The organism is Rhodanobacter geophilus, assembly GCF_040812275.1.
GTDB lineage: Bacteria > Pseudomonadota > Gammaproteobacteria > Xanthomonadales > Rhodanobacteraceae > Rhodanobacter_A > Rhodanobacter_A geophilus.
The window spans coordinates 336,714-361,711 of sequence record NZ_JBFOHL010000002.1; the positions used below are offsets into that span (position 1 = coordinate 336,714).

The following is a 24,998-nucleotide window of genomic DNA, read 5'->3' on the forward strand; positions in this document are numbered from 1 at the left end:
GCGGTTTCACACCTGCAGGCGGTCGTCCTTGCGCGCCACCAGGCTGTACAGCGCGGGCATCAGGAACACGCCGATCACCAGGCGCGAGATCATGCCGCTGACGATCACCAGCGCGAACGGACGCTGCGAATCGGTGCCCACGCCGGTGGCGACGGCGGCGGGCAGCAGGCCCAGCGCGGCCACCAGCGCGGTCATCACGATCGGCCGCAGGCGCAGCAGGGAAGCCTGCCGGGTCGCTTCGGCGATCCCCATCCCGCCCAGCCGCAGTTCGTTGACGCAGGAGATGTAGACCACCGAGGTCAGCACCGAGACGCCGAACAACACGATGAAGCCGATGCCGGAGGACACCGAGAACGGCGTATCGGTGAGCCACAGCGCGAGGATGGCGCCGACCGGGGAGGTGAGCAGCACGCCCAGCACGGTGATGAACGGGAACTTGAAGTTGCCGTACAGCACGAACAGCAGGCCGAAGATCAGCAGCACCGTGAGCGGCAGGATCACGTTCATCTGCGCGCGCGAGGCGGTGTATTCCTTGTACTCGCCGCCCCAGTCCAGCCGGTAGCCCTGCGGCAGCTTCACCTTCTGCGCCACCTGCCTGATCGCATCGCCCACCGTGCTGGCCAGGTCGCGCCCGCTCACCGAGAACTGCACGCCGATGTAGCGCGAGTTGTCCTCGCGGTAGATGAAGGAGGCGCCATTGCTGACCCGGATGTCGGCGAGCTCCTTCAGCGGCACCTGCTGGCCGCCGGGCGTCAGCACCGGGATGTCGCCGATCGCCTGCGGGTTGTCGCGGTACTGCTGCTGCAGCCGCACCACCAGGTCGAACTGCTTCTCGCCCTGCACGACCTGGGTTGCCACGTCGCCGCCGACCGCGGCCTCGATCACGTTGTTGATGTCGGACACGTTGAGGCCGTAGCGCGTGATGGCGGCCCGGTTGATGGTGATCGCGAGGTTGGGCTGGCCCAACTCGTGCACGAGGGTCACGTCGGTGATGCCGGGCACCTGCTGCATCGCTTCCTTGATCGCCTTGCCCTTGTCCTGCAGCGTCTTCAGGTCGGGGCCGTACACCTTCACCGCCAGCGAGCTCTTCAACCCGGTCTCGGCCTCGTCCACCGCGTCCTCGGCCGGCTGGGTGTAGTTGAAGTCGATGCCCGGGAACACCTCGAGCTTCCGGTTGATCGCATCGATCAGCGCCTGCTTGCTCGCGTACTGGCCGCCCCATTCGGAGTAGGGCTTGAGGCCCACGAAGAACTCCACGTTGAAGAAGCCGGTGGAGTCGGTGCCGTCGTCGGGCCGGCCCAGCTCCGAGGTCACCGTGGTCACCACGGGAAAGGAGCGCAGGATGGCGCGGATCTTCGGCGTGATCTCGGCCGATTCCTTGAACGAGATGGTGTAGGGCATGGTGGCGCGCACCCACAGCGAGCCCTCGTCCAGGTGCGGCATGAACTCGGCGCCGATGCGTGGCAGCAGCAGCATCGAGAGCGCCAGCAGCACTGCCGGCACCGCCGCCGTGCGCCAGCGCGCGGCAAGGCAGCGATCCAGCCAGCGGGTGTAGAGCACCTGCGTCTTCTCGAAGATCGCGTTGCGCCGCTCGCGCACGCCCTTGCGCATGAACAGCGCGCACAGCACCGGCAGCAGGGTGAGCGCGACCAGCAGCGAGCCCACCAGGGCGAAGATCATGGTGTCGGCCATCGGCTTGAACAGCGTGCCGGACGGCCCGGTGAGCACGTAGATCGGCAGGAAGCTGGCCACGATCACCGCCACCGCGTAGACCAGCGGGCGATCCACCTCGGAGGCCGCATTGCGGATCACCTCGCGGATGTCGTATTCGGTGCCGTGCCGCTTCGCCAGTTCGCGGAAGATGTTCTCCACCATGAAGATCGCGCCATCCACCAGGATGCCGAAATCCACCGCGCCGATGGAGAGCAGGTTGGCCGAAGCGCCCTGCAGCTGGATGCAGACGAAGGCGAACAGCAGGGCCAGCGGTATCGTCACCGCCGCGATCAGTCCGGCGCGGATGTCGTACAGGAAGAAGATCAGCACCACCACCACCAGCAGCATGCCCAGCAGCAGGTTGCGCTGCACGACGTGGGTGGTCTGCGCGATCAGGTCGCTGAGGTCGTAGAACGGGTGGATCTTCACGTCCGGCGGCAGCACGTGCTCGTTGAGCTCGCGGGTCTTCGCCTCCACCCGCTGCAGCACGTCCTGGGTCTTCTGCCCGGTGAGCATCAGGATCACGCCTTCCACCGCGTCGTCCTGGCCCATGTAGCCGAATTCACCAAGGCGCGGCGCGATGCCGATCTCGACCTTGCCCACGTCCTTCACCAGCACCGGCGTGCCGTTGTGCACGGCCAGCACGATGTCGCCGATGTCCTCCGGCGTCTTGATGCGGCCGAGGCCGCGCACGTAGAAGAACTGGCCGCCCTGCGTGTAGAAGCCGCCGCCGGCGTTGTCGTTGTTGGCCGCGATCGCCGCTTCGATCTGGCTCACCGACAGGCCCTGCGCCGCGATCTTCGCAGGGTCGAGCAGCACCTGGTATTGCATGTTGCCGCCACCGAACGCGGAGTCGTCGGCGACGCCGGGCACCGAGCGGTACTGGGGCGCGATCACCCAGTCCTCCAGCGTCTTCAGCTCCATCGGCGAGCGGTCGGTGCTCTGCAGCACGTAGCGGTAGATCAGCCCCGATGGCGAGGACAGCGGCGACACCGAGGGCGCCACGCCGCCGGGCAGGGTGATGCCGCCCAGCCGGTTGAACACGCGCTGGCGCGCCCAGTAGTTGTCGGTGCCGTCGTCGAAGGTGAGGGTGACATCGGAGAGGCCGTACAGCGAGATCGAGCGCTTCACCGAGAGTTTCGGGATGCCGTTCATGCCCAGCTCGACCGGCACCGTGATCAGCCGCTCCACTTCCTCGGCGGAGTGGCCAGGCCACTGCGTGATGATCTCCACCATCGGCGGCGAGAGGTCGGGATAGGCATCCATCGGCAGGCGCTTCAGCGCCCAGATGCCGGCGCCGACCAGCAGCGCCGTTAGCAGCACGATCAGCAGGCGCTGTTCGAGCGCGAACGCCACGATGCGGTTGATGAGGGAGGCCGGACGCGCTCCGGGTGGCGGCGTCAGCTCGCTCATTGGGTCTGGATGAAACGCACGAAGATGCCGCCCTCGATCACCACCTTGTCGCCGGCCCTGAGGCCGCTGGCGATCAGGTTGCGGTCGCCCGTGCGCACGCCCAGCGTCACCGGGCGGCGTGCGTAGCTGCCATCCGTCTCCTGTACATAGACGAAGGGCAGGTTCTCGTCGTCGCGCAGGACCGCCGCCACCGGCACCAGCAGGCCGCGTTCCGGCTTGGCGGAACTGATCCGCACGCGCACGTACATCTGCTTCTTCAGCAGGGCGCCCGGATTGTCCACCACCACGCGCGCGGCCACCGAGCGGGTATCGGGGTCGACTTCCGGCGACACGTTGGTCACCTTGCCGGGCAACGCCTTCGAGCCTGCGCCGGTTTCCACCTCGGCGTTGTCGCCGACCTGCACCGCGGCGAGGTCGCTGTCGAACACCTGGGCCATCACCCACACCTTCGACAGGTCGGCCACGGTGAAGCAGGCCGTGCTGCCGGCCTGCAGCAACTGGCCGGGCGTGATCGAGCGCTGCACCACGGTGCCGGCGACCGGCGCGCGGATCACGCCCTGCACGTTATCCACCGGGCGCCCCTGCTCGATCGCCTTCACCACCTGCGGGTCGACGGGCAGGGCGAGCAGCGCCTGCCGTGCCGCGTTGCTGTCGGCTTCGGCGCCGACCGCATCGGACTGCGCCTGCGCGTTCTCGCGCTGCGAGATCGCGTGGTGGGCGTACAGGTCCTTGTCGTTGGCGGCCACCTGTGCCGCCGCGCGCGCGGCCGCGAGCGCCTTGCGATAACCGTCGACGGCGGCGGCGAAGTCGGGTGAGGCCACCGTCGCCAGCGGCTGCCCCTGCTTCACCGATTCGCCCAGGCTCACCAGCACCTTCGTCACCGGGCCGGAGAAGGGCGCCAGCACTGCGGTGGAACGATCCTGGTCATAGTCCACCACGCCGGTGGTGTCGGTCACCGCCTGGTAGGACGAGGGCTCGACCGTGTAGAGCCGGATGCTCTGCTGCTGTGCCTTCGTCAGCGTCACGTTGTGCGGCGTCGTGGCCGCGGACTCGGGCGCAGCCGTATTCGACGAGCAAGCGCCGAGCGCGACGGTCGCGAGCAGGGCCACGAGCGCGGCGCCATGGCGCATGGAGGCAGGGAAGGGCGGGGCAGGCTTGTTCATCATCACTGCTTGTTCAGATCGGGGTGGTGCCACCAGCCGCCACCCAGCGCCTGGTACAGCGCGGCCGTGTCGGCGAATCGGTTGGCCTGGGCCTGCACGAGGGTGATTCGTGCCTGCTGCCAGGTCTGTTCGGCGGTCAGCCACTGCAGGTTGCTGGCGTAGCCGTCCTTGAGTTGGTGCTCGGTGAGGTCCAGCGTCAGCTTCGCGGCCTGCTCGGCTTGCGCCGCGGATTGCAGCGCCTTCGCGTCCTGGTCGAGTGCGGCCAGTGTGTCCGCGACATTCTGGAACGCCGCGAGCACGGTGCTGCGGTACTGCTCGCTGGCCTCGACGTACGCCGCCTTGGCCGCACGCTGCTGGTGCAGCAGGCTGCCGCCCTCGAAGATCGGCGCGGTGATGCCGGCGCCCAGATCCCAGAAACCGGTGCCGCCGGTGAACAGCCTGGAGAATTCCAGTGCCGTGCTGCCGGCGTCGGCGCTCAACGTGATGTTCGGCAGGCGTGCCGCGGTGGCGACGCCGATCTCGGCGCTGGCGGCGTGCAGGTTGGCTTGCGCCTGGCGCACGTCCGGCCGCTGCGCCACCAGGGCCGAAGGCAGGGAGAGCGGCAGGGCCGTGGGCAGTTGCAGGCGGTCCAGCCGGACCTGGTCGCCTGTCGCCTGCGACGGGAAACGGCCTGCCAGCACCGCCAGCTGGTCGCGCTGCTGCAGCAGCTGCTTCTCCAGCGGCGGCAGCGTGGCCCGGGTCTGCGCCAGTTGCGATTCCTGGGCGGCCAGATCGACCCGGCTCGCATAGCCCTTGTCGTACTGGTAGCGCAGGATGTCCAGCATCCTGGTGTTCGCGTCGACCAGTTGCCGCGTGGCGTCGATCTGCGCCTGCAGCGATGCCAGCTGGATCGCCGCCACCGCCACGTTGGAGGCCAGCGTGTTCCAGGTCGCGATCATCTGGAAGCGCGCAGCCTGCTCCTGCGCCTGCAGCGACTCGACCGCGCGCCGGTTGCCGCCGAACACGTCGGGCGTGTAGGAAATCGAGAGCTGCGGCGTGTACAGGTTGTACAGGAAGGCGTTGGATTCGGGGACCGGCGCCAGCGAGCCGGGCTGGCGCTGGCGGCTGGCCGACAGGTTCGCCGACACGCTGGGCAGGAATGCGCCGCGCTGCGCCAGCATGTTCTCGTGCGCCACGCGCAAGGCCGCCTGCGCCGCCTTCAAGTCGTGGTTGTGCTTGAGCGCTGTTTCGATCAAGGCATCGAGCGGCGCGCTGTGGAACAGCGTCCACCAGTCGCCGGGGATGTACGCGCCGGCCTCGAAATGCTGGGCCGAACCGCCCGCCACGTTCGGCGTGGCTGCCGTCGTCTTGACGGGTCGGGGCGCGTAGCCGTCGACCGCAGGCGGGGCCGGCGCCTTGAAATCCGGACCCGCCGCGCAGGCGGCGAGCAGCAGCGGCGCGACCGCAAGTGCGGCGACACGTACGACGAACGAGGTGGACACGCGGGCAAGAGACGAAACAGGCATTGCGGAATCGATTTCCTCGCGGTGCTATCGACGAACGGCTCAACTCACCCGAACCCTGGCGAGAGATTCCCCGCATCATCGACCAGGCTCGGTTCTCGCTGCGGCCGCCGCTGCACGCACATCACGATCGATGCAAGGCGGACTGGCACGCAGCTGCGCTGCGGCCCTCTCCCCCATGCCTCGGGCAGGCACAAGCTGGTGAAGATAGCCCCAGCAGGCGGGGCCGGCAAGAACGGTTTTCTTGCGTCAAGGACGTGCGATCCGGGTGCCGGCTGCCCAGACATCCGCTTCATCGAAGAACCCGCTCCCGGGGAAATCATCGCCGCCGCCGGTCGATCAGGAGTGACGATCCTCTTGCCGTCGGCATCCCTCGGGCCGCGTCTGGCGCAAGGCGCCCGCGGGCCACGTGCCCGGCCACCGCCGCGTCAGCGTACCGGGTCCGTTGCCTGCTCAAGCACGGCGGTCCCGATCGATGGCGTGGCGCCAGCTCTATGGGGCTTTCCGGGGGCCGGCTTGCTTGCCTCCGCCACGGCGTCGTGCGGATGCAGGCTTTCGCGGTGCTCGACGCGAACGTGGAAGTGCGTGAGGGTGTCGTCGCCATCCAGTACGCGCTGGATGCGCCGCGCGGCGTCTTCGCAGAACATCGGGTTGGCGCCGTTGGCGCGCGCGAAGGCCTGTTCGTCCTCGCGCTTCACGGCCGTCTGCACCGGCGTGCCCAGCGCCTGTTCGACGCGGTCGATCAGGGCGACAAGGTTCAGCGGCACGCCAGCGGCGAAGCGCACGGCGAGTCGCGCCACGCTGCGCTGTGCGTGCGGCGTGGCGACGATGCCGCGCTCGCTGCCCAGCCAGTCCAGCACGGCCGCATGCTCCAGCGGTGCGGCCACGTCGAAATCGTGCGCGAACTGCTGCTGTATCAGCTGGCGCGACAGCGCCGCCGAAGCGGGGCAGGTGGAGGAGTAGGTCACTTCCGTGCCCAGCTCCAGGCGGAAGCCGGCGCTGTCCAGGCAGGCGTCGATGGACACCGGATAGGCCCGCCAGCCCGCATGGTCGCTGCGCAGCGCGGCGCGTCGCACGAGCAGGTCGAAACGCAGGCTGGCGCGGGCATGCCGGGCCAGGCCTTGCTGGGAGACGAGGAAGGCGCGCAGCAGGGATTCGAGCAGTGGCGCATCCAGCGGCCGCGCGCCCAGGTATTCGCCGGCCAGCAGGTACAGGCGCGACATGTGGATGCCGCGCCTGTCCGGCTGCGCGAGATCGACGAACACGCCGACCCGGGCGTTGGCGCGCTGCACGTCGCCGTTGCCGGCGTCGAAATGCACCGGCATCTCGATGCCGTCCATGCCCACCCAGTCCAGCACGGCGCCCGGGTGCGAATGGACCTGGGTGGCGACGTCGGGCAGCGGGCCAGCGGCAACGCCGCGGGCCGCGGATGGCGGCCGGCCGCCGGCCTCAGGGCGCGCTTCGCCGCGCGCCACGCAATTGCTCCACCGCCGCGGCGGCGTTCACCTGCAGCACGCCGCCGGAAACCCTGCTGCTGTCCCGCAGCAGGGCGTGGACGCCGCGCGCGTCGAGTTCCGGCGCGAGCGCGAGCAGCAAGGCGATGATGCCGCTCACGTGCGCGGCGGCCATGGACGAGCCGGTCGTGAAATCGTAGCGGCTGTCGGGCTGGGTGGTGAGGATGTCCGTGCCCGGGGCGCTCAGCACGCCGGGCGGGGCTGTCCCGGCGCCGGCCACGCGCACCACGATGACGCCGGGCACGTCGTTGGGGAAGCCACCGGGCTTGCCGTCCGGCGGCATCGCGGCGACCACGATGCGGCCCTGGTCGAGCAGCCGCGTCAGCAGCATGTGCAACAGCGGATCGATCGGGCCGCCGAGGCTCAGGTTGACGACGCGCACCCGGGTGTCGGCAATCGCCGCTAGCGCCTTGGCCAGGGTGAGCGAGTTGCAGCGCGCGGCGGCATCCGCCACCGGCGGATACCAGCAGGCCTTGTAGATGCTGAGCGTGGCCTTGGGGGCGATGCCGACGATGCCCAGGCGGTTGTTGCCGTCGGCGGCGACGATGCCGGCCACTTCGGTGCCGTGGGGGTCGGCGTCGAACGCGTGCTCGTCGTCGTCCACCAGGTTGTGCACGTCGCGTATGCGCCCTTGCAGTTCCGGATGGCGAACGTCCACGCCGGTGTCCACGATGGCAACGTCCACTCCCTGGCCCTGGCTGAGCGCGTGGGCGCTGGCCGCGTCGGTGAGGACGAAACCGCGCTGCAGGTCCACATAGGGGTCGTTGTAGCGGCGGGTGGGCGCGGCCTGCTGCGCATAGACCGAGAAATCCTGCAGCGGCTGCGCGAGTTGCACCCGCGCATCGGCGGCCAGGGCTTTCAGCAGCTCGTCCCGGGTCGTGCCGGGCGGCGGTTCGAGCACGGCGCAGTACAGCCCGAGCGGCTTGATCGGCCAGCCGGCGATTTCGCGCAGGCCGTAGCGCCGCTTCAGCGCGTCCATCACGGACAGCGCGCGCTGCCCGGCGCCGTAGTGCGCGGGCGGTGCATAGCCCAGCAGGCTGGAGCCGGCGTGCGTCGAGGGCGGCTGCAGCGGGTTGGCGACCGCCAGCACGATGTCGCGGTGCGCATCCATCGACGCCACCGTCGCGGCCGGCGCGCCTGCGTTGCCCGGATGTCCATCGCGGGCCATCGTCCGCGGCGCTGGCGCGCCCAGGGCGATGGCCAGCGCGAGGAGTACCAGCGCGCGGCCGCTCATGGCGTGGCGCTGATGGGTTCGGCCAGGCGGATGCCACGGGCGGCACGGAGCCTGGGCAGGATCTGGCCGGTCGTCACCGCCGCATCCGTCGGCACCACCGTGTAGGCGCCGACGCTGTTGGGGCCGTGCACCACTTGCAGGTTCAGTGCGTGCAGCAGGGCGTCCCAGTCGGCCAGGGTCATGCCCGCATCGGGCACCACGCGGATCGCACCGGGCGGCACGGGCAGCGGCGTTTCGCTGAGCGTGCGGTACGGCGGGTTTTCGACGGCAGCCAGCTTGATGCCGAGCACGCCGAGGCCGATCGCCTGGGCGAACACGGCGGCGGCCAGCGCCCGCACCAGCCACACTTTCGCTCGCGGCGGGGCGGGAGCTTGCTGGGGATCGGATGCATCGAGCCGGGACAGCAGGCGCTGCAGTCCGGCTTCCGCGTCGAGCGGCAGGTCAGGCGGCAGTGACAGTGCGAGCCGCAGGCGGCTCTGCTGTGCAAACTCGGCGCGGCACGACTCGCAGCCGGCCAGGTGGTTCTCCAGCCAGGCGGCCTGCTCCTTCGAGGCGCTGCCCTGCAGCACCCAGGGCATCAGTTCCCAGGCGTGCGGACAGTCCATGCCGGGGTTCACGGAGGACCTCATGACACACCCTCCTTGCGGGCGTTCGGGTTGCCGGCCAGGGTGGGCAGCACGTTGCGGAGCTTGACCCGGGCATAGAACAGCCGCGCCTTCACCGTGCCCAGGGGGCACTGCATGATGGCCGCGACATCGTCCAGCGAATGCCCCACGCCGTAGACCAGCTCGATCACCACGCGCTGGTCCGCCGACAGGTGCTCGAGTCCCTTGCCCAGCCAGTCGCGCAATTCGCGGTCTTCGTCCGGATCGCTGGACATGCCGTGCTCGTCCGTCGGCAGGTCGTATTCGACGGGCTCGTCGCCGTGTTGCCGCAACGCCTTGAGCCCGCAGCGGTAGGCGATGCCCATGATCCAGGTGGAAACGCGCGAGTCGCCGCGAAACTCGCCCGCCTTCTGCCAGGTGATCCAGAAGCAGTCATTGACGACCTCTTCGATGACGTCGCCGCGCCGGGTGAGACGGGACAGGAAGCGGCACAGCCGGCCGTGGTAACTGCGATACAACGTCGCCAGCGCGGCGCGGTCGCCCGCCGCCATGCGCTGGAGCAGCATGCGGTCGATGGCATCGGCGTTGGTGTCGGCTTCGTTCATGGGTTGTCAGTTTGGTGCCACACGGACGCGAAAAGGTTGCCTGCGGATCAAAAAGACCACGAAACCGTGGCAACCCACGGCGCCGTGTCCGGGGCGCCCCGCTGCCGGCGCAGCTGCGGGTCGGTCACGATGCGCTCGAGGTCCGCGCGCCAGTTTCCCATGGCCCAGATCAGGCCCGCATGTCCGTAGCGGTAGGAGCCCGAGGGCCCGTGCCCGTAGTAGGAGCCTGCGTACTCGTGGCTGCGGTAGGGCACGGCGGGAGCCTGGGCGATGCCCGCTCCGGCGGAAAGGTAGAAATGCCGTGGCAGCGGCCAGTGGAAATCGAGATCGGCCGCACCCCGCACCCGACGATCCCGCGCGCCCAGCACGCGCAGGGCCGACAGGCCGAAGGTCAGCACGTCGCGATACATCCAGTGGACGCCGGCTTCGGCCCGGTCGAAGGCGCGCGTGCGTGCCGAACCGTAGTAGCGGTAATACAGCAGGCTCGTCTGCATCTGCCAGGCGTCGGACAACGACCCGTAGCGGGAGGCCTGGGCGGAGGCTTCGACAAGTTGGCCCGGCTTGCGCAACTCGGTGCCGGCCGACAGGCCCAGCGACCAGCCGGCCGGCGAGGTCCAGGCGGCGGCTCCCTGCAGGATCGGCGTAGGGGCGGTGATCGGCTGGCCGCGGTCGACCAGTTGCGAACCGAGCGCCACGGTGCCGTTGAAGCCGGTCGACTGGGCGTGCAATCGCCATGGAAGGCAGAGGCCCAACGCCAGCGATGCCAAGCCGAGTACGGATCGATTCATGGGGTGAATGGTCCGCTCCGAGCCGTCTGGATGGTTTCCGGGTGGGCGGAGCCTAGCGCGAATCCGGGACGGCGGCCGTGCCGCGGGCGGCGCCCGTCGTGCCTCGGGAATGCGCCGGTCTGGCGGGGGCTGGGCGGGAGGTGTCGGGTCATTGCGTCGCGATGTAGGTCGACAGCGCCTGGATGTCGGCGTCGTCGAGCGTCTGTGTCACGCCATGCATGATCAGCGCGTTGCTGGTGCCGCTGCGCGCACCGTTCCTGAAATCGTCCAGGGCCTTCGTCACGTAGATGGCGGACAGGCCGTGCAGGCGGGGAAAGCTCGCCCAGGGTGGTGGTGGCGCATCGCTGGGATACACCCGCGGCCCGTGCCCGGTCGGGCCGTGGCAGGCCTGGCAGGGCGGGATGCCACGGGCCGGATCGCCGTCGAGAAAGAGCCGCCCGCCGCGGGAGGCGGCATCGGCATGGCCGTCGGGCTTGGCCGGGAGCGAGGCGTAATACGCGGCCAGGTTGCGCATGTCCGCATCGCTCAGCGCGGCGGCCTGGCCACTCATGACCGGGTTGCCGCGCTGGCCGCCCTTGAAGGTTTCCAGTTGCACGTAGAGATAGGTCGCCGACTGCCCGGCCAGGTTCGGGAAGGTCGGTGCGATGGCCAGCCCCTGCGGCCCGTGACAGGCCGCGCAGACGGTCGCTCTTGCCTGGCCGGCGCGGACGTCGCCGGCAATCGGCAACTGCCGGCGGAGATCAACCCAAGCCGCCGGCTTGCGTGCCGCCGTGCCGTCGGCCGCGACCGACGAAAACGCGGGCATGCACAGCAGGGCGAGCGCCGACAGGTGAAGAAAACGGTGCATGGAAGACATCGCGGCGTTCCCCTCAGAGCTTCACGGTCACGAAGGCGCCCACCAGCAGGACATGCCAGTGCGGCTGCGGCCCGAGCTCGGTGAAGACGCGATTGCCGACGATCAGGTCGGCAGGCGTGTCGAAACCGGCGTAATGCCAGTCGGCGTAATTGCCGAATTCGTATTTCCCGTACAGGGCCAGGCCCAGTTTCCGGGTCAGCGCCAGGTTCAGGCGCGCCGTGAGCGTCTGCATGCGGTAGACGTTGGCGGGGAAGCTGTCGCCGACGTCCGCCTGGGTCAGGATGTCACGGTACACCGTTGAGATCGCCGCCAGGCTGGCGTAGTCGTAGCTGTCGAGCCCGCGCGACCAGGTGTAGTCGTAGTCGAGGTCGAGCCTGACGCGCGGCGAGAAGGCGTGCCTGAAATGCGCGCCGGCATCGACGTCGCGCTCGTTGTCGGTCGCCGTCCAGAAATCGGCATACGGGAAGAACGGACCGCCGAATTGCGCGTCGGCCTGCTGCGGCGAGGAAAAGGTCAGCGCCTCGTTGTCGTTGACGTTGCCCTGCTTGAGCCGGCTCGATGCGATGCCCGCGTACGCGCTCATCGAGGTCGCCGCGTCCGGTTCCCAGTCCCAGGACAGGTCGGCGCCGGTGGTGTCGAAGGACTGCCGCCCGATGTCCGCGCCGTAGCGATCGCGATTGCCGTACAGCGTGGCGGTGAAGGTCGCGGTGGTTCCCAGCGGCATGGTCAGGATCGCCCTGAGCTTGTTCGCCTGGAGGTTGCTCATGTCGTACTTGTACATCTGGGCGACGGTGAACGCGGTATAGCCCACCGCGAGCTGCTGGTACCCCGGCATGGACGGCGAATAGGCGCCGAGGTACGGGTCGGGGTTGTAGGGGCCGCCCGTGCGCTTCTGGTACTCGTAGCTCAGGCGCAGTGTCGCGCTTCCGAGGGCTTTGGTATCCCAGCTCAGCTTGACGTGCTGGTCGTTGATGTAGGTGCGTTCGCGCGGGTGCGGCGTCTGGTGGTCGAGCAGGTAGCTCGCGCCCAGCGTGTTGTCCCGGTCCATCCGGTAGCTGCCGCCCAGTTCCGTCTTGCGGTCGTTGTAGCTGAAGGGGATGCTGGCGATCTGCGCGAAGTTCGACTGGTACAGCGGACTGCCGGGCTGGAACAGCTCGGTGCCGCCGGTGACGACCGGTTCCGCGCCGTTCTCGGGCACGTAGCCGTACTGCCCGGTCAGCGGGTTGTACATGGTGTAGCGCGTCATGTTGTCTTCGTCGCGCTGGCGCAGGTTGAAATGCCAGCTGAGCTTCGCGGTGGGACGGAAATCCACGCGCACGTTGAGCAGGCCGGCATCGATGCGCGCATCGCCGTCCTGCCGCGACAGCGCGGCCGTGGTGTTCCAGTCCGCGCAGGCGATGCCGGTGGTGCCGAGGTACTGTCCGCTCGGGCAATACATCGGGTTGAGCGGTGCCTGCAGCGCCTCGTTCTGCCGCATGCTGCTGTAGGCCGCCGAGACGGAAAACTCGCCACGCCAGAGCTTCAGCGGATGCGAAGCCTCCAGTCGCACGTTGTAGTAGTTGTTGTCCGGCTCCAGCGACCAGGTGCCGCCGGTGACCGCCGAGGTGGCGCCCGGCGACACGGCGAACGGCACGGCATAGTCCAGGCTGCCCTTGTGGTCGCGGAAGAACGAGCCGGCCATGGTGAGGTTGATCAGCCAGCCCGAGGCGCCACCCTTGTTGCGCAGGCCCAGGTTGACGTCGGTGGTGGTGAAATCGACCGGGCGCACCGTCTCGTATTGCCCGCCGTACGTGCCCGGCAGGCTCGGCGTGCCTGCACCGCCCGGCCCCGGGGCGACGAAGAAATAGCTCAGGTACATCGGGCCGCCCCAGTCGCGATCGCCCGTGCGGTTTTCGTTGGTCACGCCGGCGTAGCCGATCCAGTCGCGGGTCAGCGCGCCCTCCCAGCTGATGCCCGTGCTCTGGCGCGTTACCGACAGGGTCCGCCGCGGCCGGTTCGCCTCCGTGGCCTGCACCTGGGCCGGAGTGCTGCCGGTGGCGAGGCCGTTGGGCAGGGTCAGCTCGGTGGAACCCGTGCCGTTCCACAGCGGATAGGCCGTCGTGCTCAGGGTGTGCGGGATGTCCCGGTAGAACGCCTCGATGTGATAGTCGCCGTAGCGGCCGGTGCGCAGGCGGTAGTACTGGTCCTGGCTGCTGATGCGGCTGCCGCGGAATTCGACGTACTGGCCGGTCCGGTGGTTCAGGGCGGAGAACGCGAGCATGCCCAGCGCGGCGCCGTTCTTCCAGCCCGAGTACATCCGGAAGAACTCGTCGTTGCGGTCGCCGCTGGCATGCAGGTAACCGAATTCGGCCAGCAAGTCATAGGTCCAGTCGCCGCTGGCTGGCCCGGCCTCGTCGGGTATCCGGTGGGGCCAGGGGTAGAGCACGCCGGTCGGCGTGCGCAGCTGGCCGGCATGCAGCCAGGACATGCCGGTGGGATCCGGCGTGTCGAACGCCGCCCAGCCGGTGGGGTCGAGGCTGTTGCCGAACTGGGTGTTGCCCACGCGCTGGGTGTCGCTGGAATCGCTCTGCGCCAGCACCGGCGCGGGGCCTGCGATGCCGAGCGCCAATCCGAGCAGCACGGTCAGGGGTTTGTGCTTCAGCATCGCTCTCCGCCCTTCGCCGGATGGCGGGTCACTGGTGGAACTTGGCGCCGTTGGGATTGTTCGAGCCGTGGATGTTGCTGTGGCAGTCCAGGCAGCCGCGCTCCATCACGCGCTCGTCCGGAACCAGGCCGCCGCGCAGGTTCTGGCGCGTCAGCAGATCGTTCGGGTGATCCGTGTTCGTGTGGCATTGCTGGCACAGCATCGGCACCGGCAGCGCCAGCAGGTTTTCCTGGTTCGAGCCGTGCGGGGTGTGGCAGTTGAGGCAGTTCTCGGCCACCGGCGCGTGCTCGAACAGGAACGGGCCGCGCTTCTCGGCGTGGCAGGTTTCGCAGGTCTCGTTGACGGTGTCGGTCTTCAGCAGCGGCTGGGTGATGCTGCCGTGCGGGTTGTGGCAGTCGACGCAGGACATCTGCCCCTCCGGCAGCGGCATGTGCGAACGGCGGTTGAACTGGGCGCGGATGTCCTGGTGGCAGGTCGCGCACACCTGGTTGATGGACTCGTTCGCCAGCACACCCTCGGCCGACAGTCGCGTCATCGGGTTGTGGCAGTCGGTGCACGAGAGTCCGCGTGCCTGGTGCACCGAGCCGATCCAGTGCTGGCGCGCGCCGCCGACGTGGCAGCTCAGGCAGGTGCGCGTCTGCACGTCGACCGGGGTCTTGGCGTCGTGCGTGTAGGCGATGATCAGGCCCGGCGCCGCGGGGTTCTTCGCGTGCTCCGAGCCGGGACCGTGGCAGGCCTCGCACGCGGCCTGCGGTCCGCTGCGGACGCTGCCGGCACGGAACGAGGCGACGTGCAGGCTGTGCGCAGCCTGCATGCCCTCCAGCGCATGGCAGGCGACGCAACTCTTCGCGCCGATCGCGTCCGCGTCCGGTGCCAGCGGGTTCTCCGGGATCGGGGCCGCATCGAACGGCGTGGCGGGGCCGTCGTCGGACGCGAGGGCAGCGCCGCGGTGCAGCGCCGCGCCGGCACCCATGTCGGTGGCCGGCAGCATGCGCATGATGTCGCTCTCGGTCAGGCGGCCGGATGGCTGGTGCGCGGCGGCCTGGCCGGCGCCTGTGCCGTCACGCTGCTGCGCCCGCGCGGCGGACGGCCACAGCAGCACGTTGCCGAGGCCGGCGATCACGGCCAGCAACGCCGCCAGCGACAGCGCCTTCAGACATACGGCCCGCCGCTCCCTCTGCAAATCCTGGACATCTCTGCGCGTTGTCGTCATCCAGCCGATCCCATGCATGTCCCCACGAATGCTTCCGGTCGAAGCGAGGCTCATGCGCGTGATGCTTCAGGGAGCCCTGTGATACGGAGTGCCGGTTCGGCGGCGAAAGGTTGCATCGGGCCACCGACAGGCCTGGAAATCGCCGACGGTCCGGTCGCGCGCCGCGGCCATGGCCGGAACCGGAGCGCCGAGGCGTCGCTGTCCATGGCTTCCGCAGAGGCGGGTCGGGGCATCGTCCGGAACGCGGCCTGTGCCCGGCCCTCCCGATCGCGGCACAACCTTTCGCCGGGCGGGAGGTACTCAGCTGTCGTGGGCCATATCCATGAATGCAGGGGCGGGGCCGGTACATGGAAATCGAACGCATCCGGTTGCAGAAGCATGGTGACGATCGCGGCATGCTGATCGCCCTGGAGCAGGATCTGAACGTGCCTTTCGTGATCCGGCGCGTCTACTACCTGTTCGCCACCCATCACGGCGTGCATCGGGGCAGGCACGCACACCGCCATCTCAACCAGCTGGCCGTGGCCGTGCGCGGCTCCGTCACCTTCATGCTGGACGACGGCAGCGGCCCGATGGAGGTCCGGCTCGACGATCCCTCGTACGGCCTGCACCTCGGCAGCATGGTGTGGCGCGAGCTGTACGACTTCAGCGAGGACTGCGTGTTGATGGTGCTGGCCGACCACCTGTACGACCCGGCCGACTACATCACCGACTACGACGCTTTCCTGCGCGAGGTCCGCGGCCCCGTGTACCAGGAGGGCCTGGTGGCATGCCAAGGCCTCTAGTCCTGGTCGGCGCGGGCGAATTCGCGCAGATCGCCTGCGAATACTTCGAACACGACAGCGGACATGACGTGGTCGCCTTCAGCGTCGAGCGCGAATATCTCGCGCAGGCCTCGCTGGCCGGCCGTCCGGTGGTGGCGTACGAAACGCTGGAAGAGCATTACCCGCCGGCGGAATTCGACGTGTTCGTCGCGATACCGGCCAGCCAGCTCAACCGCCTGCGCACGCGCTTCTATCGCGATGCGAAGAGCCGCGGCTACCGGCTTGCCAGCTACGTCAGTTCACGCGCCTTCGTGTGGCGCAACGCCGAGGTGGGCGAGAACAGCTTCATCTTCGAGGGCAACGTGGTGCAGCCGTTCGTGCGCATCGGCAACAACTGCGTGCTGTGGAGCGGCAACCACGTGGGGCATCGCTCGGTCGTGCACGACAACGTGTTCGTCGCCTCGCACGCGGTCATCTCCGGCTACTGCGAGATCGGCGAGAACAGCTTCGTCGGCGTGAACAGCACCTTCAACGATCGCGTCAAGGTCGCCCCCGACAACGTGATCGGCTCCGGCGCGCTGGTCACCCGCGACACGGAACCGGGCCGTGTCTACGTCGGTTCGCCGGCGCACGCGGTGCCCGGCCGCTCCAGCCTCGACGTGAGGCTTTGACGAGCGCATGTCCGCATGGACCAAGCGAGGGCTGGTCTTCGACACCGCGCGGCAGGGCGTGGGCGGCTGGATGCGCCACTCGGCGCTCACGCCGACGCCGTACCGGATCGACGACGGGCGGATCCGCGTCTACGCGGGGTTCCGCGATGCCGATGGCGTGAGCCGCATCGGCTACGTCGACGTGCGGGCGGACGATCCCACGGCGATCGTGCAGGTCAGCGCCGAACCGGTGCTGGACATCGGCCGCGCCGGCTGCTTCGACGACAACGGCATGATCCTCGGCGACCTGGTCGACGCGCCGGGGGGCCTGCACCTGTTCTATGTCGGCTTCCAGCGCGTGGCCAGGGCCAAGTTCCTCGCCTTCACCGGCCTGGCCGTCTCCCGCGACGGCGGCCACAGCTTCCGACGCACCCAGGAAACCCCCATCCTGGATCGCGCGCCCGGCCGCAGCACGATCGCCGCGGTGCACACGGCCATGCATGAAAACGGTCGCTGGCGCCTGTGGTACGCGGTGGGCGACGACTGGGAGACCATCGGCGGCCAGCCGTTCCCGCGCTACCACATCCGTCATGCGGAAACCGGCGATCTCGCGGCGATCCCGCGCGAGGACCAGGTCTGCCTGCGCCCGCAAGGCAGCGAGTACCGCATCGGCCGGCCGCGCGTCTATCGCCGCGACGGCGGCTACGTCATGCTCTTCACGCGGGGCAACGTCACCGGCGAATACTTTCCCGGCGTGGCCTGGAGCGAGGACGGCATCCGCTGGGAGCGCCGCGACGAGGCGCTGGGCATCGCGCTGTCCGCCGACGGCTGGGATTCGCGCACGCTCTGCTATCCCGCGCTGATCCGCCAGCGCGACAAGCTGCTGATGTTCTACAACGGCAACGACATGGGCGTGGACGGCTTCGGCGTGGCCGAAGCCGACGCCGACGCCGACGCGGTCCGTTTCGACGGGGGCGCGCATGTACTCGGTTAGGCCCTACGCCACGGCCGACGCGCCCGCCTGGGATGCGCTGGTCGAGCGCTCGCGCAACGGCAACCTGCTGCACCGGCGCGGCTACATGGATTACCACGCCGACCGCTTCGTCGACCGGTCGCTGGTCGTCGAGCGGCACGGCGAGCCGGTGGCGGTGTTCCCGGCGAACATCGAGGGAAGGGTGGTGACCAGCCACGGCGGCCTCACGTATGCCGGGCTGATCAGCACGCAGGCCATGCATGCCGCATCGACGCTGGCCGTGTTCGGGCAGATCGCCGACCACTACCGCGCGCTGGGCGTGGAGCGGGTGATCTACAAGGCGGTGCCGCACATCTTCCATGCCTATCCGGCCGAGGAGGACCTGTATGCCCTGCACCGGCTGGGTGCGCAGCTGCGGCGCCGCGATCTCTCCTCGGTCATCGCGCTGCGCGAGGCGTTCCACTTCACGTCGAACCGCCAGCGCAGCGTCAACAAGGCGCGTGAATCCGGCATCGGCCTGCAGGCCGGCAACGACCCGGCGGACTTCCACGCGCTGCTGAGCGCGGTGCTGCGCAGGCATGACACCCGGCCCACCCACAGTCTGGCGGAGCTGCGCCTGCTGCAGGCGCGCTTCCCGCAGCACCTCGTGCTGCACGAGGCGCGCCGCGAAGGCCTACTGCTGGCGGGCGCGCTGGTGTACGACTTCGGCCGGGTCGTGCACACCCAGTACCTGGCCGCATCGGAAGAAGGGCGGCGCATGAACGCGCTCAGCCTGCTGCTGGCGGAGCTGATCGGCGGCGTCTACGCGGACCGCGGCTATTTCAGCTTCGGCATCTCGACCGAGCAGGACGGCTGGGTGCTCAACGGCGGCCTGGTCGCGCACAAGGAACGTTTCGGCGCGCGCGCCATCGTGCACGACTTCTACGAATGGACGCTGTGATGGATACCCGGCGGATGGAGGTGCCGTTCCTCGACCTCAGGGGCGCCCACGCGCGCTACGTCGACGAGCTGAAGGCGGCGGCCGCGCGGGTGATCGATTCGGGTCGCTACGTGCTCGGCGAGGAACTGGCCGCCTTCGAGCACGAGTTCGCGGCCTGGTGCGGCGTGCGCCATGCGGTGGGCGTGGGCAACGGGCTCGATGCGCTGGCGCTGATCCTGCGCGGCTACCTGGGGCTGGGCGCGCTGGCCGAAGGCGACGAGGTGATCGTGCCCGGCAACACCTTCATCGCCAGCTTCCTCGCCGTCAGCGGGAACCGGCTGGTGCCGGTGCCGGTGGAGCCCGATCCGGCGAGCTTCAACCTCGACCCGGCCGCCGTGGCGGCGGCGATCGGGCCGCGCACGCGCGCGATCATGGCGGTGCATCTGTACGGCCAGCTGGCCGACATGCCGGCACTGGCCGGGCTGGCGCGCAAGCACGGCCTGCTGCTGATCGAGGATGCGGCGCAGGCGCACGGCGCGGCGTGCGGGGGGCGCCAGGCCGGCGCATTCGGCGACGCCGCCGCCTTCAGCTTCTACCCCGCCAAGAACCTCGGCGCGCTGGGCGACGGCGGTGCCGTGGTGACTGGCGACACGCGACTGGCGGCGCGCGTCGCGGCCCTGCGCAACTACGGCTCCGACGCGAAGTACCACCATCTTTTCCAGGGCGTCAATTCGCGGCTGGACGAGATCCAGGCCGCGCTGCTGCGGGTGAAGCTGCGGCATCTCGACGAGGATCTCGCGCTGCGCCGGCGCGTGGCCTGGCGTTATCGCGAAGGCATCCGCCATCCGCGGATCGTCCTGCCGCAGGTGGCGTGCGAGGAGCGGCACGCCTGGCACCTGTTCGTGCTGCGCTGTCGCCACCGCGACGCGCTGCAGCGGCACCTGCAGGCGCAGGGCGTGCAGAGCCAGGTGCACTACCCGGTGCCGCCGCATCGCCAGCCGGCGTACGCCGGGCTGCGCGACGTGCGCCTGCCGCTCACCGAGCGCCTGCACGGGGAGGTGCTGAGCCTGCCGCTGGGGCCGGCCCTCGGCGAGGACGCGGTGGAGCACGTGATCGCGGCCTGCAACGCGTTCGAATGTCCGCCATGAACATCGTGCGCGCCGGTTTCTATTCCTCGATCGGCACCGCGGCGCGGCTGCTGGCGGCGCTGGTGGTGATCAAGCTGGTGGCATGGCTGGCCGGGCCCGCGGGCGTGGGCAGGCTGGGCCAGTTCATGAGCCTGATGTCGTTGCTGGCCGTGCTGGCCGGCGGCGGCATCAGCGCCGGCATCGTGAAGCATGTCGCCGAGTACCGGCACGACCCGCAGCGCCTGGAACGCCTGCTGTCTGCCGCGCTCTGGTATGCGTTGTGCGCCTCCGTGCTGATGGGTTGCGTGGCCCTGCTGTTCAGCCGGGAACTGGCGCAGTGGCTGCTGGACGATGCCGCCTACGCGGGCCTGATCCGCCTGCTCGCCGTGGCCCAGCTCGGCATCGCGCTGGTCAACTACATCCTGGCCGTGATCAACGGCTTCATGGACGTGCGCCGGCTGGCGCTGATCCAGGTGCTGGGCTCGCTGCTCGGCATCGCGGTGGCGGTCTGGCTGGCGCGCTGGCTGCACCTGTACGGCGCGCTGCTGGCCCTGGTGGTGGGCCAACTGCTGTGGCTGCTGGTCGGCCTGCCGGCATGGTGGCGCAGCCCGTACTTCCGCCGCAGCATGCTGCGGCTGCGCTTCGACCGCGAGATGACGCTGCGGCTGGCCGCCTTCTCGGTGATGACGCTCAGCTCCGCGCTGCTCTCGCCGCTGGTGAACATCGCGGTGCGCGACCATCTCGCGCTGGAGCTCGGCTGGCAGCAGGTCGGCTACTGGCAGGCGGTGAGCAAGGTGTCGGATGCCTACCTGCTGTTCCTCACCACGGCCATCAACATCTACTACCTGCCGAAGCTGGCCTCGATCCGGGAGCGCAGCGCGCTGGTGCACGAGTTGCGCCACGCCTACCGCCATCTGCTGCCGGCGGTGGTGGGCCTGGCGGCGGTCGTGTACCTGCTGCGGGGCTGGCTGACGCGCCTGCTGTTCAGTGCGGACTTCGCGCCCGCCAACGCGCTGTACGCGCCGCAGCTGCTGGGCGACGTGATCAAGATCGCCGCCTTCGTGCTGTCCTACGTGATGCTGGCCAAGGCGATGACGCGGCTGTTCGTGCTCTCCGAATGCGCGTTCGCGGCCAGCTACCTGGCGCTGGTCTACCTGTTCACCGCGCGCTTCGGCCTGGTCGGCGCGATGTACGCCTTCGCGGCGAACTACCTCGTCTATCTCGCCTTCAACGTGCTGGTCGTGCGGCGCTACCTGGGGAGGGTGTGATGACGGCCAACGACACGGTGCAAGGCGTGACGCCGCCGCTGGTCTCGGTGCTGATCCCCGCGTTCAACCACGAACGCTACGTGCGGCGCTGCCTGGACAGCGTGCTGGAGGATCCCTATCCGGCCAAGGAACTCATTGTCATCGACGATGGCTCGAGCGATCGCACCGGCGTGCTCATCGCCGACTGGGTGGCCGCGCATTGCATGGATATCCCGATCGAGTACGTGCGGCGGGAGCACCGCGGCATCGCCGCCACCCTGAACGAGCTGGCGGCGCGCGCGAACGGCGAATTCCTGCGGCCGGGCGCCAGCGACGACTACCTGCTGCCCGGCGGCCTCGGCGCACAGGTGGGCTATCTGCTGGCGCACCCGCACAAGGTGGCGGTGATCGGCGACTCCATGGTCGTGGACCGCGACGGGCGCAAGCTGCACGACAGCGGCATGTGCGACCTGCACGGCGCCGACAAGAGTCTCTACCGCACCGACGACGGCATCCGCCGTGCGGTGATCCGGCAATGGGCCATCGGCGGCCCGGTCGTGCTGATCCGCAAGTGCGCGCTGGACACCGCCGACCGCTGGAGCGAGGGCCTGCGTATCGAAGACTGGGACCTGTTCCTGCGCCTGGCGGCGCGCAGCATGCTCGGTTTCATCGACGTCAAGGTGTGTGCCTACCGCATGCACGACTCGAACGTGAGCAAGACACGGCACCGGGGAACCCGCATCGCCAACCTGGCCGAGTCGCGGCAGGTGGCGATGTTCCGCACGGGCCTGTTCGAGGAGCCGTACCGGACCCTGCTGCGGGCGCAGTCGCATTACATCGACGCCAAGATCTCGTTCCTGGAACGCCGGCCCTGGCCGCTGCTGTGCCACCTGGCGACGTACCTCGCGCTGGTCGCCAGGGCCAGGCTGCCGTCCGCGAGAGCGCACGCGGAGGGGACATGAAGCGGCTGCTGCGACTGCCTTCCACCTGGCTGGGCCTGCCGATCCTGCTCGCCTGCGGGCTGACCTGGTTCACCTACGAGCTGCCGGCCGACTACCTCGAGGGCCTGCTCCTGCTGGCGGTGACCGCGTCGGCGGTCGTGCTGCTCGACGTGCAGGCGGGCGTGCGGATCCCGGCCACCGCACGGTTCCGCGCGCGCGACTACGTCGGCACCCGCGAGTCCTTCGTGGCGCTGGGCCTCGCCGCCCTGATCCTGCTGTTCTGCCTGCTCGACCTCGCGCTGTTCCCGATCCCCTTGTTCGACAAGCCCTCGGCCTACGCCTCGATGGAAGGCGGCCGCGAGCACATCCGGCACGTCTCCGACATGTGCTGGGCGCTGCCGCCGATCGGGCTGCTCTGCACCCGGCGCCGCTGGCTGCGCAACCTGCTCATCGTCGCCGGCTTCGTGTTCCCGGTACTGGTGATCGACCGCAACCGCCTGTTCGCCGCGGTGTTCTCGTTCGCGCTGCTGATCCTGCTGCGGCGGGACGAGGCGCGGCCGCTGCCGTGGAAGGCCGTCGGCGCGCTCGCGCTGGCGGGCATCAGCGTGTTCTCGATCCTCGGCATCGTGCGTTCCGGCACGCTGGACTACGTCACGCTGCCGTTCGGCGCGATGTACCGCGCCGCGCCGCAGGGCATCAAGTGGCTGCTGCTGTACGGCAGCGCGGGCCCCTACAACTTCAGCGCGATGCTGGCCAAGCACTACGCCAACGCGGACTTCCTGATCAACCAGATCGTGCCGCTGCACGGTTCCATCGCGACGGCCGGAACGGGCATCCCGCTCGATGCGCCGAACATCAACGTGGGCACGGAGTTCTCTCCGTTCCTGCTGGCGCTGGGCCCGTACGGTGCGGTGGCTTCGGTGTTCGCGCTGTACGCGATGCTGCTGTGGAGCGTGCAGCGGCTGCGCCCGGCGGTGCCGCTGTTCTCCCTGCTGATCTTCCTGCGCATGTCCTATGTGTGCGTGATGTCGCCGTTCGCGCCGCAGGCCTTCACGTGGACGAACGCCGGCTTCATCGGCGTCTGTCTGGTCCTGCAGCTTTTCGCGGCATGGCTGCCGAACCGAAGGGCAGGGAACGCCGCGATGGCCACGCAAGGCGTGCCTCCACCCTCACTCCAGCGAGTACGGAACCATGGAACACGATGAAATCTACCTGGTCGACCTGTGGCGGATCTTTGCGCGCGAGTGGAAATGGTTCGCGCTCGTGCTGGTGCTGACCCTGGCCTGTACCTACGCGTTCGCGCACCTGGCGAAACGTCAGTGGGAGGCGACCGCCTGGGTCCAGATCGGGCAGGTCGGCGCGGTGCCGTCAGGGCAGGATCCGAAGATCGAACCGCTGCAGCGCGTGCTGGAGCGGCTGCAACTGGTGTCGTTCCAGAACGAGGTCCTGCGAAGCGCCGGCTACGCCCCGGATGCGCCGGTGGCCGGGCTGTATCGCAAGAGCCTGAAGCTGGAACCGCTGCCTTACGCGGGCCCGATGATCCGGTTGAGCGTGCGCTCCTATTCCCGGCGACTGGCCGGCGAACTCGCCACCGCCACGGTGGCCGGGTTGCACGCGATCCACCGGCAAATCGAGCAGGTACCGCTGGCATCGGCGCGCGCGCGGCTCGCCAGGATCGAGAGCGAGCTGCAGGCCGCACAGGCCGACCAGGCCCGCTACCGGAAAGCGGCCGAGCCCGGGAGCCAGGGCGGCAGGGACGTCGCCAGTCCGATGCTCGCGAGCCTGCTGCTGGCCAGCAACGAGAAGGAGATCAGCGACCTGCAGAGGGAGAAGAGCGATCTCGTCGAACGGCTCGGCCCTCCCTACACCTACGAAACCTCGACGATCTGGCCTGTCTACGTCCCCGAGCACCAGGCGTTTCCGAACCCCGCGCTGACGTGGGGCATCGGCCTGCTGCTGGGGATCTTCCTGGGTTCGTCCGCGATGCTGGCGAGAAGCGGCGGGCGACGCTCGGCATCGTCGCGACATGCCTGTCCGCCCGCGGCATTCAACCAAAGCTGACCATGACGGCACCCATGGAGCAGGTACATGAGGATGCGGACGTCGCGGACCGGTGGAACCCGATGCCGCATGTCGCGGCGCATCGCGGCCGAGGTTCCGCCGGAGCAGAGATCGACATGAACGCGGAGCACGAACTCGGGCAGCGCAGCCTGGAAACCGCCGTCCTTCCCGAACCCACGCCGGGCCGGCGCGACGCCAGCGCTTCCCTGGATGAGGCGCGGCTGCTCGACACGCAGTGCGCCTTCGACAGCGTGGCAGCCGACTACGACGGCCCCCGCGGCAACAACGAACTGATCCAGCGCATGCGCGTGACCCTGTGGGACACCGTGTGCCGCGAACGGCCCGCCGGCGGGCGCCTGCTCGACCTGGGCTGCGGCACCGGCCTCGATGCGCTGGAATTCGCGCGGCGCGGCTACCAGGTCGTCGCCACCGACTGGTCGCCGCAGATGGTCGCGCGCACGCAGGCGCGCGCCGCCGCCGCGGGCATGGAGGCCCGCGTCGCCACCGCGCACCTCGGCGTCCAGCAGCTCGACCGGCTCGACGACAGCTTCGACGGCATCTACTCGAACTTCGGCCCGCTGAACTGCGCGCCGGACCTGCCCGCGGTGGCAGCCGAATGTGCGCGCCTGCTGCGGCCGGGCGGCCGGCTGGTGTTCTCGGTGATGGGCCGGATCTGCCCGTGGGAGCTGGCGCACTATGCGCTGCGCGGCCGCTGGCGGCGGGCCGGCGTGCGCGCCGCGCGCGGCGCCACCGCGGTGGGCATGAACCGCCACACGATCTGGACCTGCTACTACCTGCCGCGCGAGTTCTACCGCGCCTTCGCCGGGCACTTCGCGCTGACGGGCTACCGCGCGCTCAGCCTGTTCCTGCCGCCGCCCTACCTGGTGGATTACTACCGCCGCCATCGCCGCCGCTGCGGCGGCCTGGGCTGGCTCGACGATCGCCTCGGCGCGCTGCCACTGCTGCGCGACATGGGCGACCATTTCCTGATCGTGATGCGGCGGCGCTGACGCCATGGGTTTCCCGCATCCCGGCGTCATCCTCCGGTCGTGGACGGACGTCCACT

The 24,998-nt window shown here is 69.4% G+C and carries 21 protein-coding genes; 10 read left to right on the forward strand and 11 right to left on the reverse strand.

Going from position 1 to position 24,998, the window contains the following annotated elements; translation table 11 throughout:
- Positions 1 to 6: 6 nt before the first annotated feature.
- The 11 genes from ABQJ56_RS03710 to ABQJ56_RS03760 all read right to left on the reverse strand — a co-directional run bounded on the left by ABQJ56_RS03710 (position 7) and on the right by ABQJ56_RS03760 (position 15,250).
- A complete protein-coding gene (locus ABQJ56_RS03710; protein WP_367843635.1) occupies positions 7 to 3,126 on the reverse strand; it encodes an efflux RND transporter permease subunit in 3,120 nt (1,039 codons plus the stop codon).
- Complete coding sequence (locus ABQJ56_RS03715) at positions 3,123 to 4,289, reverse strand: efflux RND transporter periplasmic adaptor subunit (RefSeq protein WP_367843636.1); 1,167 nt, start codon at positions 4,287 to 4,289, stop codon at positions 3,123 to 3,125. Before ABQJ56_RS03715 ends, ABQJ56_RS03710 begins: the two co-directional genes overlap by 4 nt.
- 2 nt (positions 4,290 to 4,291) lie before the next feature.
- Positions 4,292 to 5,794, reverse strand: a complete 1,503-nt coding sequence (locus ABQJ56_RS03720; RefSeq protein ID WP_367843637.1) for an efflux transporter outer membrane subunit — start codon at positions 5,792 to 5,794, stop codon at positions 4,292 to 4,294.
- A 425-nt stretch (positions 5,795 to 6,219) separates the two neighbouring features.
- Positions 6,220 to 7,191 (reverse strand): GTP cyclohydrolase FolE2, encoded by a 972-nt coding sequence (folE2, locus tag ABQJ56_RS03725; protein ID WP_367843708.1) that lies wholly within the window; start codon positions 7,189 to 7,191, stop codon positions 6,220 to 6,222.
- A 49-nt stretch (positions 7,192 to 7,240) separates the two neighbouring features.
- Entirely contained in the window at positions 7,241 to 8,539 is a 1,299-nt protein-coding gene (locus ABQJ56_RS03730; RefSeq protein WP_437343385.1) for a S8 family serine peptidase, read from the reverse strand.
- Positions 8,536 to 9,168, reverse strand: a complete 633-nt coding sequence (locus ABQJ56_RS03735) for an anti-sigma factor family protein (protein WP_367843638.1) — start codon at positions 9,166 to 9,168, stop codon at positions 8,536 to 8,538. The genes ABQJ56_RS03730 and ABQJ56_RS03735 overlap by 4 nt, the downstream gene beginning before the upstream one ends.
- Positions 9,165 to 9,749, reverse strand: coding sequence for an RNA polymerase sigma factor (locus tag ABQJ56_RS03740; RefSeq protein WP_367843639.1), 585 nt, complete (start codon positions 9,747 to 9,749; stop codon positions 9,165 to 9,167). The genes ABQJ56_RS03735 and ABQJ56_RS03740 overlap by 4 nt, the downstream gene beginning before the upstream one ends.
- A gap of 47 nt (positions 9,750 to 9,796) precedes the next feature.
- Entirely contained in the window at positions 9,797 to 10,537 is a 741-nt protein-coding gene (locus ABQJ56_RS03745; RefSeq protein ID WP_367843640.1) for a hypothetical protein, read from the reverse strand.
- Positions 10,538 to 10,685: 148 nt separating this feature from the next.
- Complete coding sequence (locus ABQJ56_RS03750; protein WP_367843641.1) at positions 10,686 to 11,393, reverse strand: c-type cytochrome; 708 nt, start codon at positions 11,391 to 11,393, stop codon at positions 10,686 to 10,688.
- Between the two features lie 13 nt (positions 11,394 to 11,406).
- A complete protein-coding gene (locus ABQJ56_RS03755) occupies positions 11,407 to 14,037 on the reverse strand; it encodes an MtrB/PioB family outer membrane beta-barrel protein (RefSeq protein WP_367843642.1) in 2,631 nt (876 codons plus the stop codon).
- A 28-nt stretch (positions 14,038 to 14,065) separates the two neighbouring features.
- The gene (locus ABQJ56_RS03760; RefSeq protein WP_367843643.1) at positions 14,066 to 15,250 is read right to left on the reverse strand and encodes a DmsE family decaheme c-type cytochrome; all 1,185 of its coding nucleotides are present in this window, start codon (positions 15,248 to 15,250) and stop codon (positions 14,066 to 14,068) included.
- Between the two features lie 347 nt (positions 15,251 to 15,597).
- Here ABQJ56_RS03760 and ABQJ56_RS03765 point away from each other — a divergent pair, with 347 nt between their 5' ends.
- The 10 genes from ABQJ56_RS03765 to ABQJ56_RS03810 all read left to right on the forward strand — a co-directional run bounded on the left by ABQJ56_RS03765 (position 15,598) and on the right by ABQJ56_RS03810 (position 24,942).
- Complete coding sequence (locus ABQJ56_RS03765; protein WP_367843644.1) at positions 15,598 to 16,035, forward strand: sugar 3,4-ketoisomerase; 438 nt, start codon at positions 15,598 to 15,600, stop codon at positions 16,033 to 16,035.
- Positions 16,020 to 16,685 carry an acetyltransferase gene (locus tag ABQJ56_RS03770; RefSeq protein ID WP_367843645.1) on the forward strand — a complete coding sequence of 222 codons (666 nt, stop codon included), beginning with the start codon at positions 16,020 to 16,022 and terminating at the stop codon, positions 16,683 to 16,685. The genes ABQJ56_RS03765 and ABQJ56_RS03770 overlap by 16 nt, the downstream gene beginning before the upstream one ends.
- A gap of 7 nt (positions 16,686 to 16,692) precedes the next feature.
- A complete protein-coding gene (locus ABQJ56_RS03775; protein WP_367843646.1) occupies positions 16,693 to 17,658 on the forward strand; it encodes a glycoside hydrolase family protein in 966 nt (321 codons plus the stop codon).
- Positions 17,645 to 18,577 carry a GNAT family N-acetyltransferase gene (locus tag ABQJ56_RS03780; protein ID WP_367843647.1) on the forward strand — a complete coding sequence of 311 codons (933 nt, stop codon included), beginning with the start codon at positions 17,645 to 17,647 and terminating at the stop codon, positions 18,575 to 18,577. Before ABQJ56_RS03775 ends, ABQJ56_RS03780 begins: the two co-directional genes overlap by 14 nt.
- Positions 18,578 to 18,591: 14 nt before the next feature.
- Positions 18,592 to 19,704: a DegT/DnrJ/EryC1/StrS family aminotransferase gene (locus ABQJ56_RS03785; protein WP_367843710.1), complete on the forward strand. Its 1,113-nt coding sequence runs from the start codon at positions 18,592 to 18,594 to the stop codon at positions 19,702 to 19,704.
- Positions 19,701 to 20,951: an O-antigen translocase gene (locus ABQJ56_RS03790; protein WP_367843648.1), complete on the forward strand. Its 1,251-nt coding sequence runs from the start codon at positions 19,701 to 19,703 to the stop codon at positions 20,949 to 20,951. The genes ABQJ56_RS03785 and ABQJ56_RS03790 overlap by 4 nt, the downstream gene beginning before the upstream one ends.
- Entirely contained in the window at positions 20,951 to 21,892 is a 942-nt protein-coding gene (locus ABQJ56_RS03795; RefSeq protein ID WP_367843649.1) for a glycosyltransferase family 2 protein, read from the forward strand. The genes ABQJ56_RS03790 and ABQJ56_RS03795 overlap by 1 nt, the downstream gene beginning before the upstream one ends.
- Entirely contained in the window at positions 21,889 to 23,076 is a 1,188-nt protein-coding gene (locus tag ABQJ56_RS03800) for a type 2 periplasmic-binding domain-containing protein (protein ID WP_367843650.1), read from the forward strand. Before ABQJ56_RS03795 ends, ABQJ56_RS03800 begins: the two co-directional genes overlap by 4 nt.
- Complete coding sequence (locus ABQJ56_RS03805) at positions 23,063 to 23,932, forward strand: Wzz/FepE/Etk N-terminal domain-containing protein (protein WP_367843651.1); 870 nt, start codon at positions 23,063 to 23,065, stop codon at positions 23,930 to 23,932. Before ABQJ56_RS03800 ends, ABQJ56_RS03805 begins: the two co-directional genes overlap by 14 nt.
- A gap of 116 nt (positions 23,933 to 24,048) precedes the next feature.
- Positions 24,049 to 24,942 carry a class I SAM-dependent methyltransferase gene (locus tag ABQJ56_RS03810; RefSeq protein ID WP_437343386.1) on the forward strand — a complete coding sequence of 298 codons (894 nt, stop codon included), beginning with the start codon at positions 24,049 to 24,051 and terminating at the stop codon, positions 24,940 to 24,942.
- The last annotated feature ends 56 nt before the right edge of the window (positions 24,943 to 24,998 follow it).

What these genes read in the sequence shown, in the direction of transcription:
- ABQJ56_RS03710 (WP_367843635.1), bottom strand. Translation starts at nt 3,126, where the DNA reads ATGAGCGAGCTGACGCCGCCACCCGGAGCGCGTCCGGCCTCCCTCATC.
- ABQJ56_RS03715 (WP_367843636.1), bottom strand. Translation starts at nt 4,289, where the DNA reads ATGAACAAGCCTGCCCCGCCCTTCCCTGCCTCCATGCGCCATGGCGCC.
- ABQJ56_RS03720 (WP_367843637.1), bottom strand. Translation starts at nt 5,794, where the DNA reads ATGCCTGTTTCGTCTCTTGCCCGCGTGTCCACCTCGTTCGTCGTACGT.
- ABQJ56_RS03730 (WP_437343385.1), bottom strand. Translation starts at nt 8,539, where the DNA reads ATGAGCGGCCGCGCGCTGGTACTCCTCGCGCTGGCCATCGCCCTGGGC.
- ABQJ56_RS03735 (WP_367843638.1), bottom strand. Translation starts at nt 9,168, where the DNA reads ATGAGGTCCTCCGTGAACCCCGGCATGGACTGTCCGCACGCCTGGGAA.
- ABQJ56_RS03740 (WP_367843639.1), bottom strand. Translation starts at nt 9,749, where the DNA reads ATGAACGAAGCCGACACCAACGCCGATGCCATCGACCGCATGCTGCTC.
- ABQJ56_RS03745 (WP_367843640.1), bottom strand. Translation starts at nt 10,537, where the DNA reads ATGAATCGATCCGTACTCGGCTTGGCATCGCTGGCGTTGGGCCTCTGC.
- ABQJ56_RS03750 (WP_367843641.1), bottom strand. Translation starts at nt 11,393, where the DNA reads ATGTCTTCCATGCACCGTTTTCTTCACCTGTCGGCGCTCGCCCTGCTG.
- ABQJ56_RS03755 (WP_367843642.1), bottom strand. Translation starts at nt 14,037, where the DNA reads ATGCTGAAGCACAAACCCCTGACCGTGCTGCTCGGATTGGCGCTCGGC.
- ABQJ56_RS03760 (WP_367843643.1), bottom strand. Translation starts at nt 15,250, where the DNA reads ATGACGACAACGCGCAGAGATGTCCAGGATTTGCAGAGGGAGCGGCGG.
- ABQJ56_RS03765 (WP_367843644.1), top strand. Translation starts at nt 15,598, where the DNA reads ATGGAAATCGAACGCATCCGGTTGCAGAAGCATGGTGACGATCGCGGC.
- ABQJ56_RS03770 (WP_367843645.1), top strand. Translation starts at nt 16,020, where the DNA reads ATGCCAAGGCCTCTAGTCCTGGTCGGCGCGGGCGAATTCGCGCAGATC.
- ABQJ56_RS03775 (WP_367843646.1), top strand. Translation starts at nt 16,693, where the DNA reads ATGTCCGCATGGACCAAGCGAGGGCTGGTCTTCGACACCGCGCGGCAG.
- ABQJ56_RS03780 (WP_367843647.1), top strand. Translation starts at nt 17,645, where the DNA reads ATGTACTCGGTTAGGCCCTACGCCACGGCCGACGCGCCCGCCTGGGAT.
- ABQJ56_RS03785 (WP_367843710.1), top strand. Translation starts at nt 18,592, where the DNA reads ATGGAGGTGCCGTTCCTCGACCTCAGGGGCGCCCACGCGCGCTACGTC.
- ABQJ56_RS03790 (WP_367843648.1), top strand. Translation starts at nt 19,701, where the DNA reads ATGAACATCGTGCGCGCCGGTTTCTATTCCTCGATCGGCACCGCGGCG.
- ABQJ56_RS03795 (WP_367843649.1), top strand. Translation starts at nt 20,951, where the DNA reads ATGACGGCCAACGACACGGTGCAAGGCGTGACGCCGCCGCTGGTCTCG.
- ABQJ56_RS03800 (WP_367843650.1), top strand. Translation starts at nt 21,889, where the DNA reads ATGAAGCGGCTGCTGCGACTGCCTTCCACCTGGCTGGGCCTGCCGATC.
- ABQJ56_RS03805 (WP_367843651.1), top strand. Translation starts at nt 23,063, where the DNA reads ATGGAACACGATGAAATCTACCTGGTCGACCTGTGGCGGATCTTTGCG.
- ABQJ56_RS03810 (WP_437343386.1), top strand. Translation starts at nt 24,049, where the DNA reads ATGAACGCGGAGCACGAACTCGGGCAGCGCAGCCTGGAAACCGCCGTC.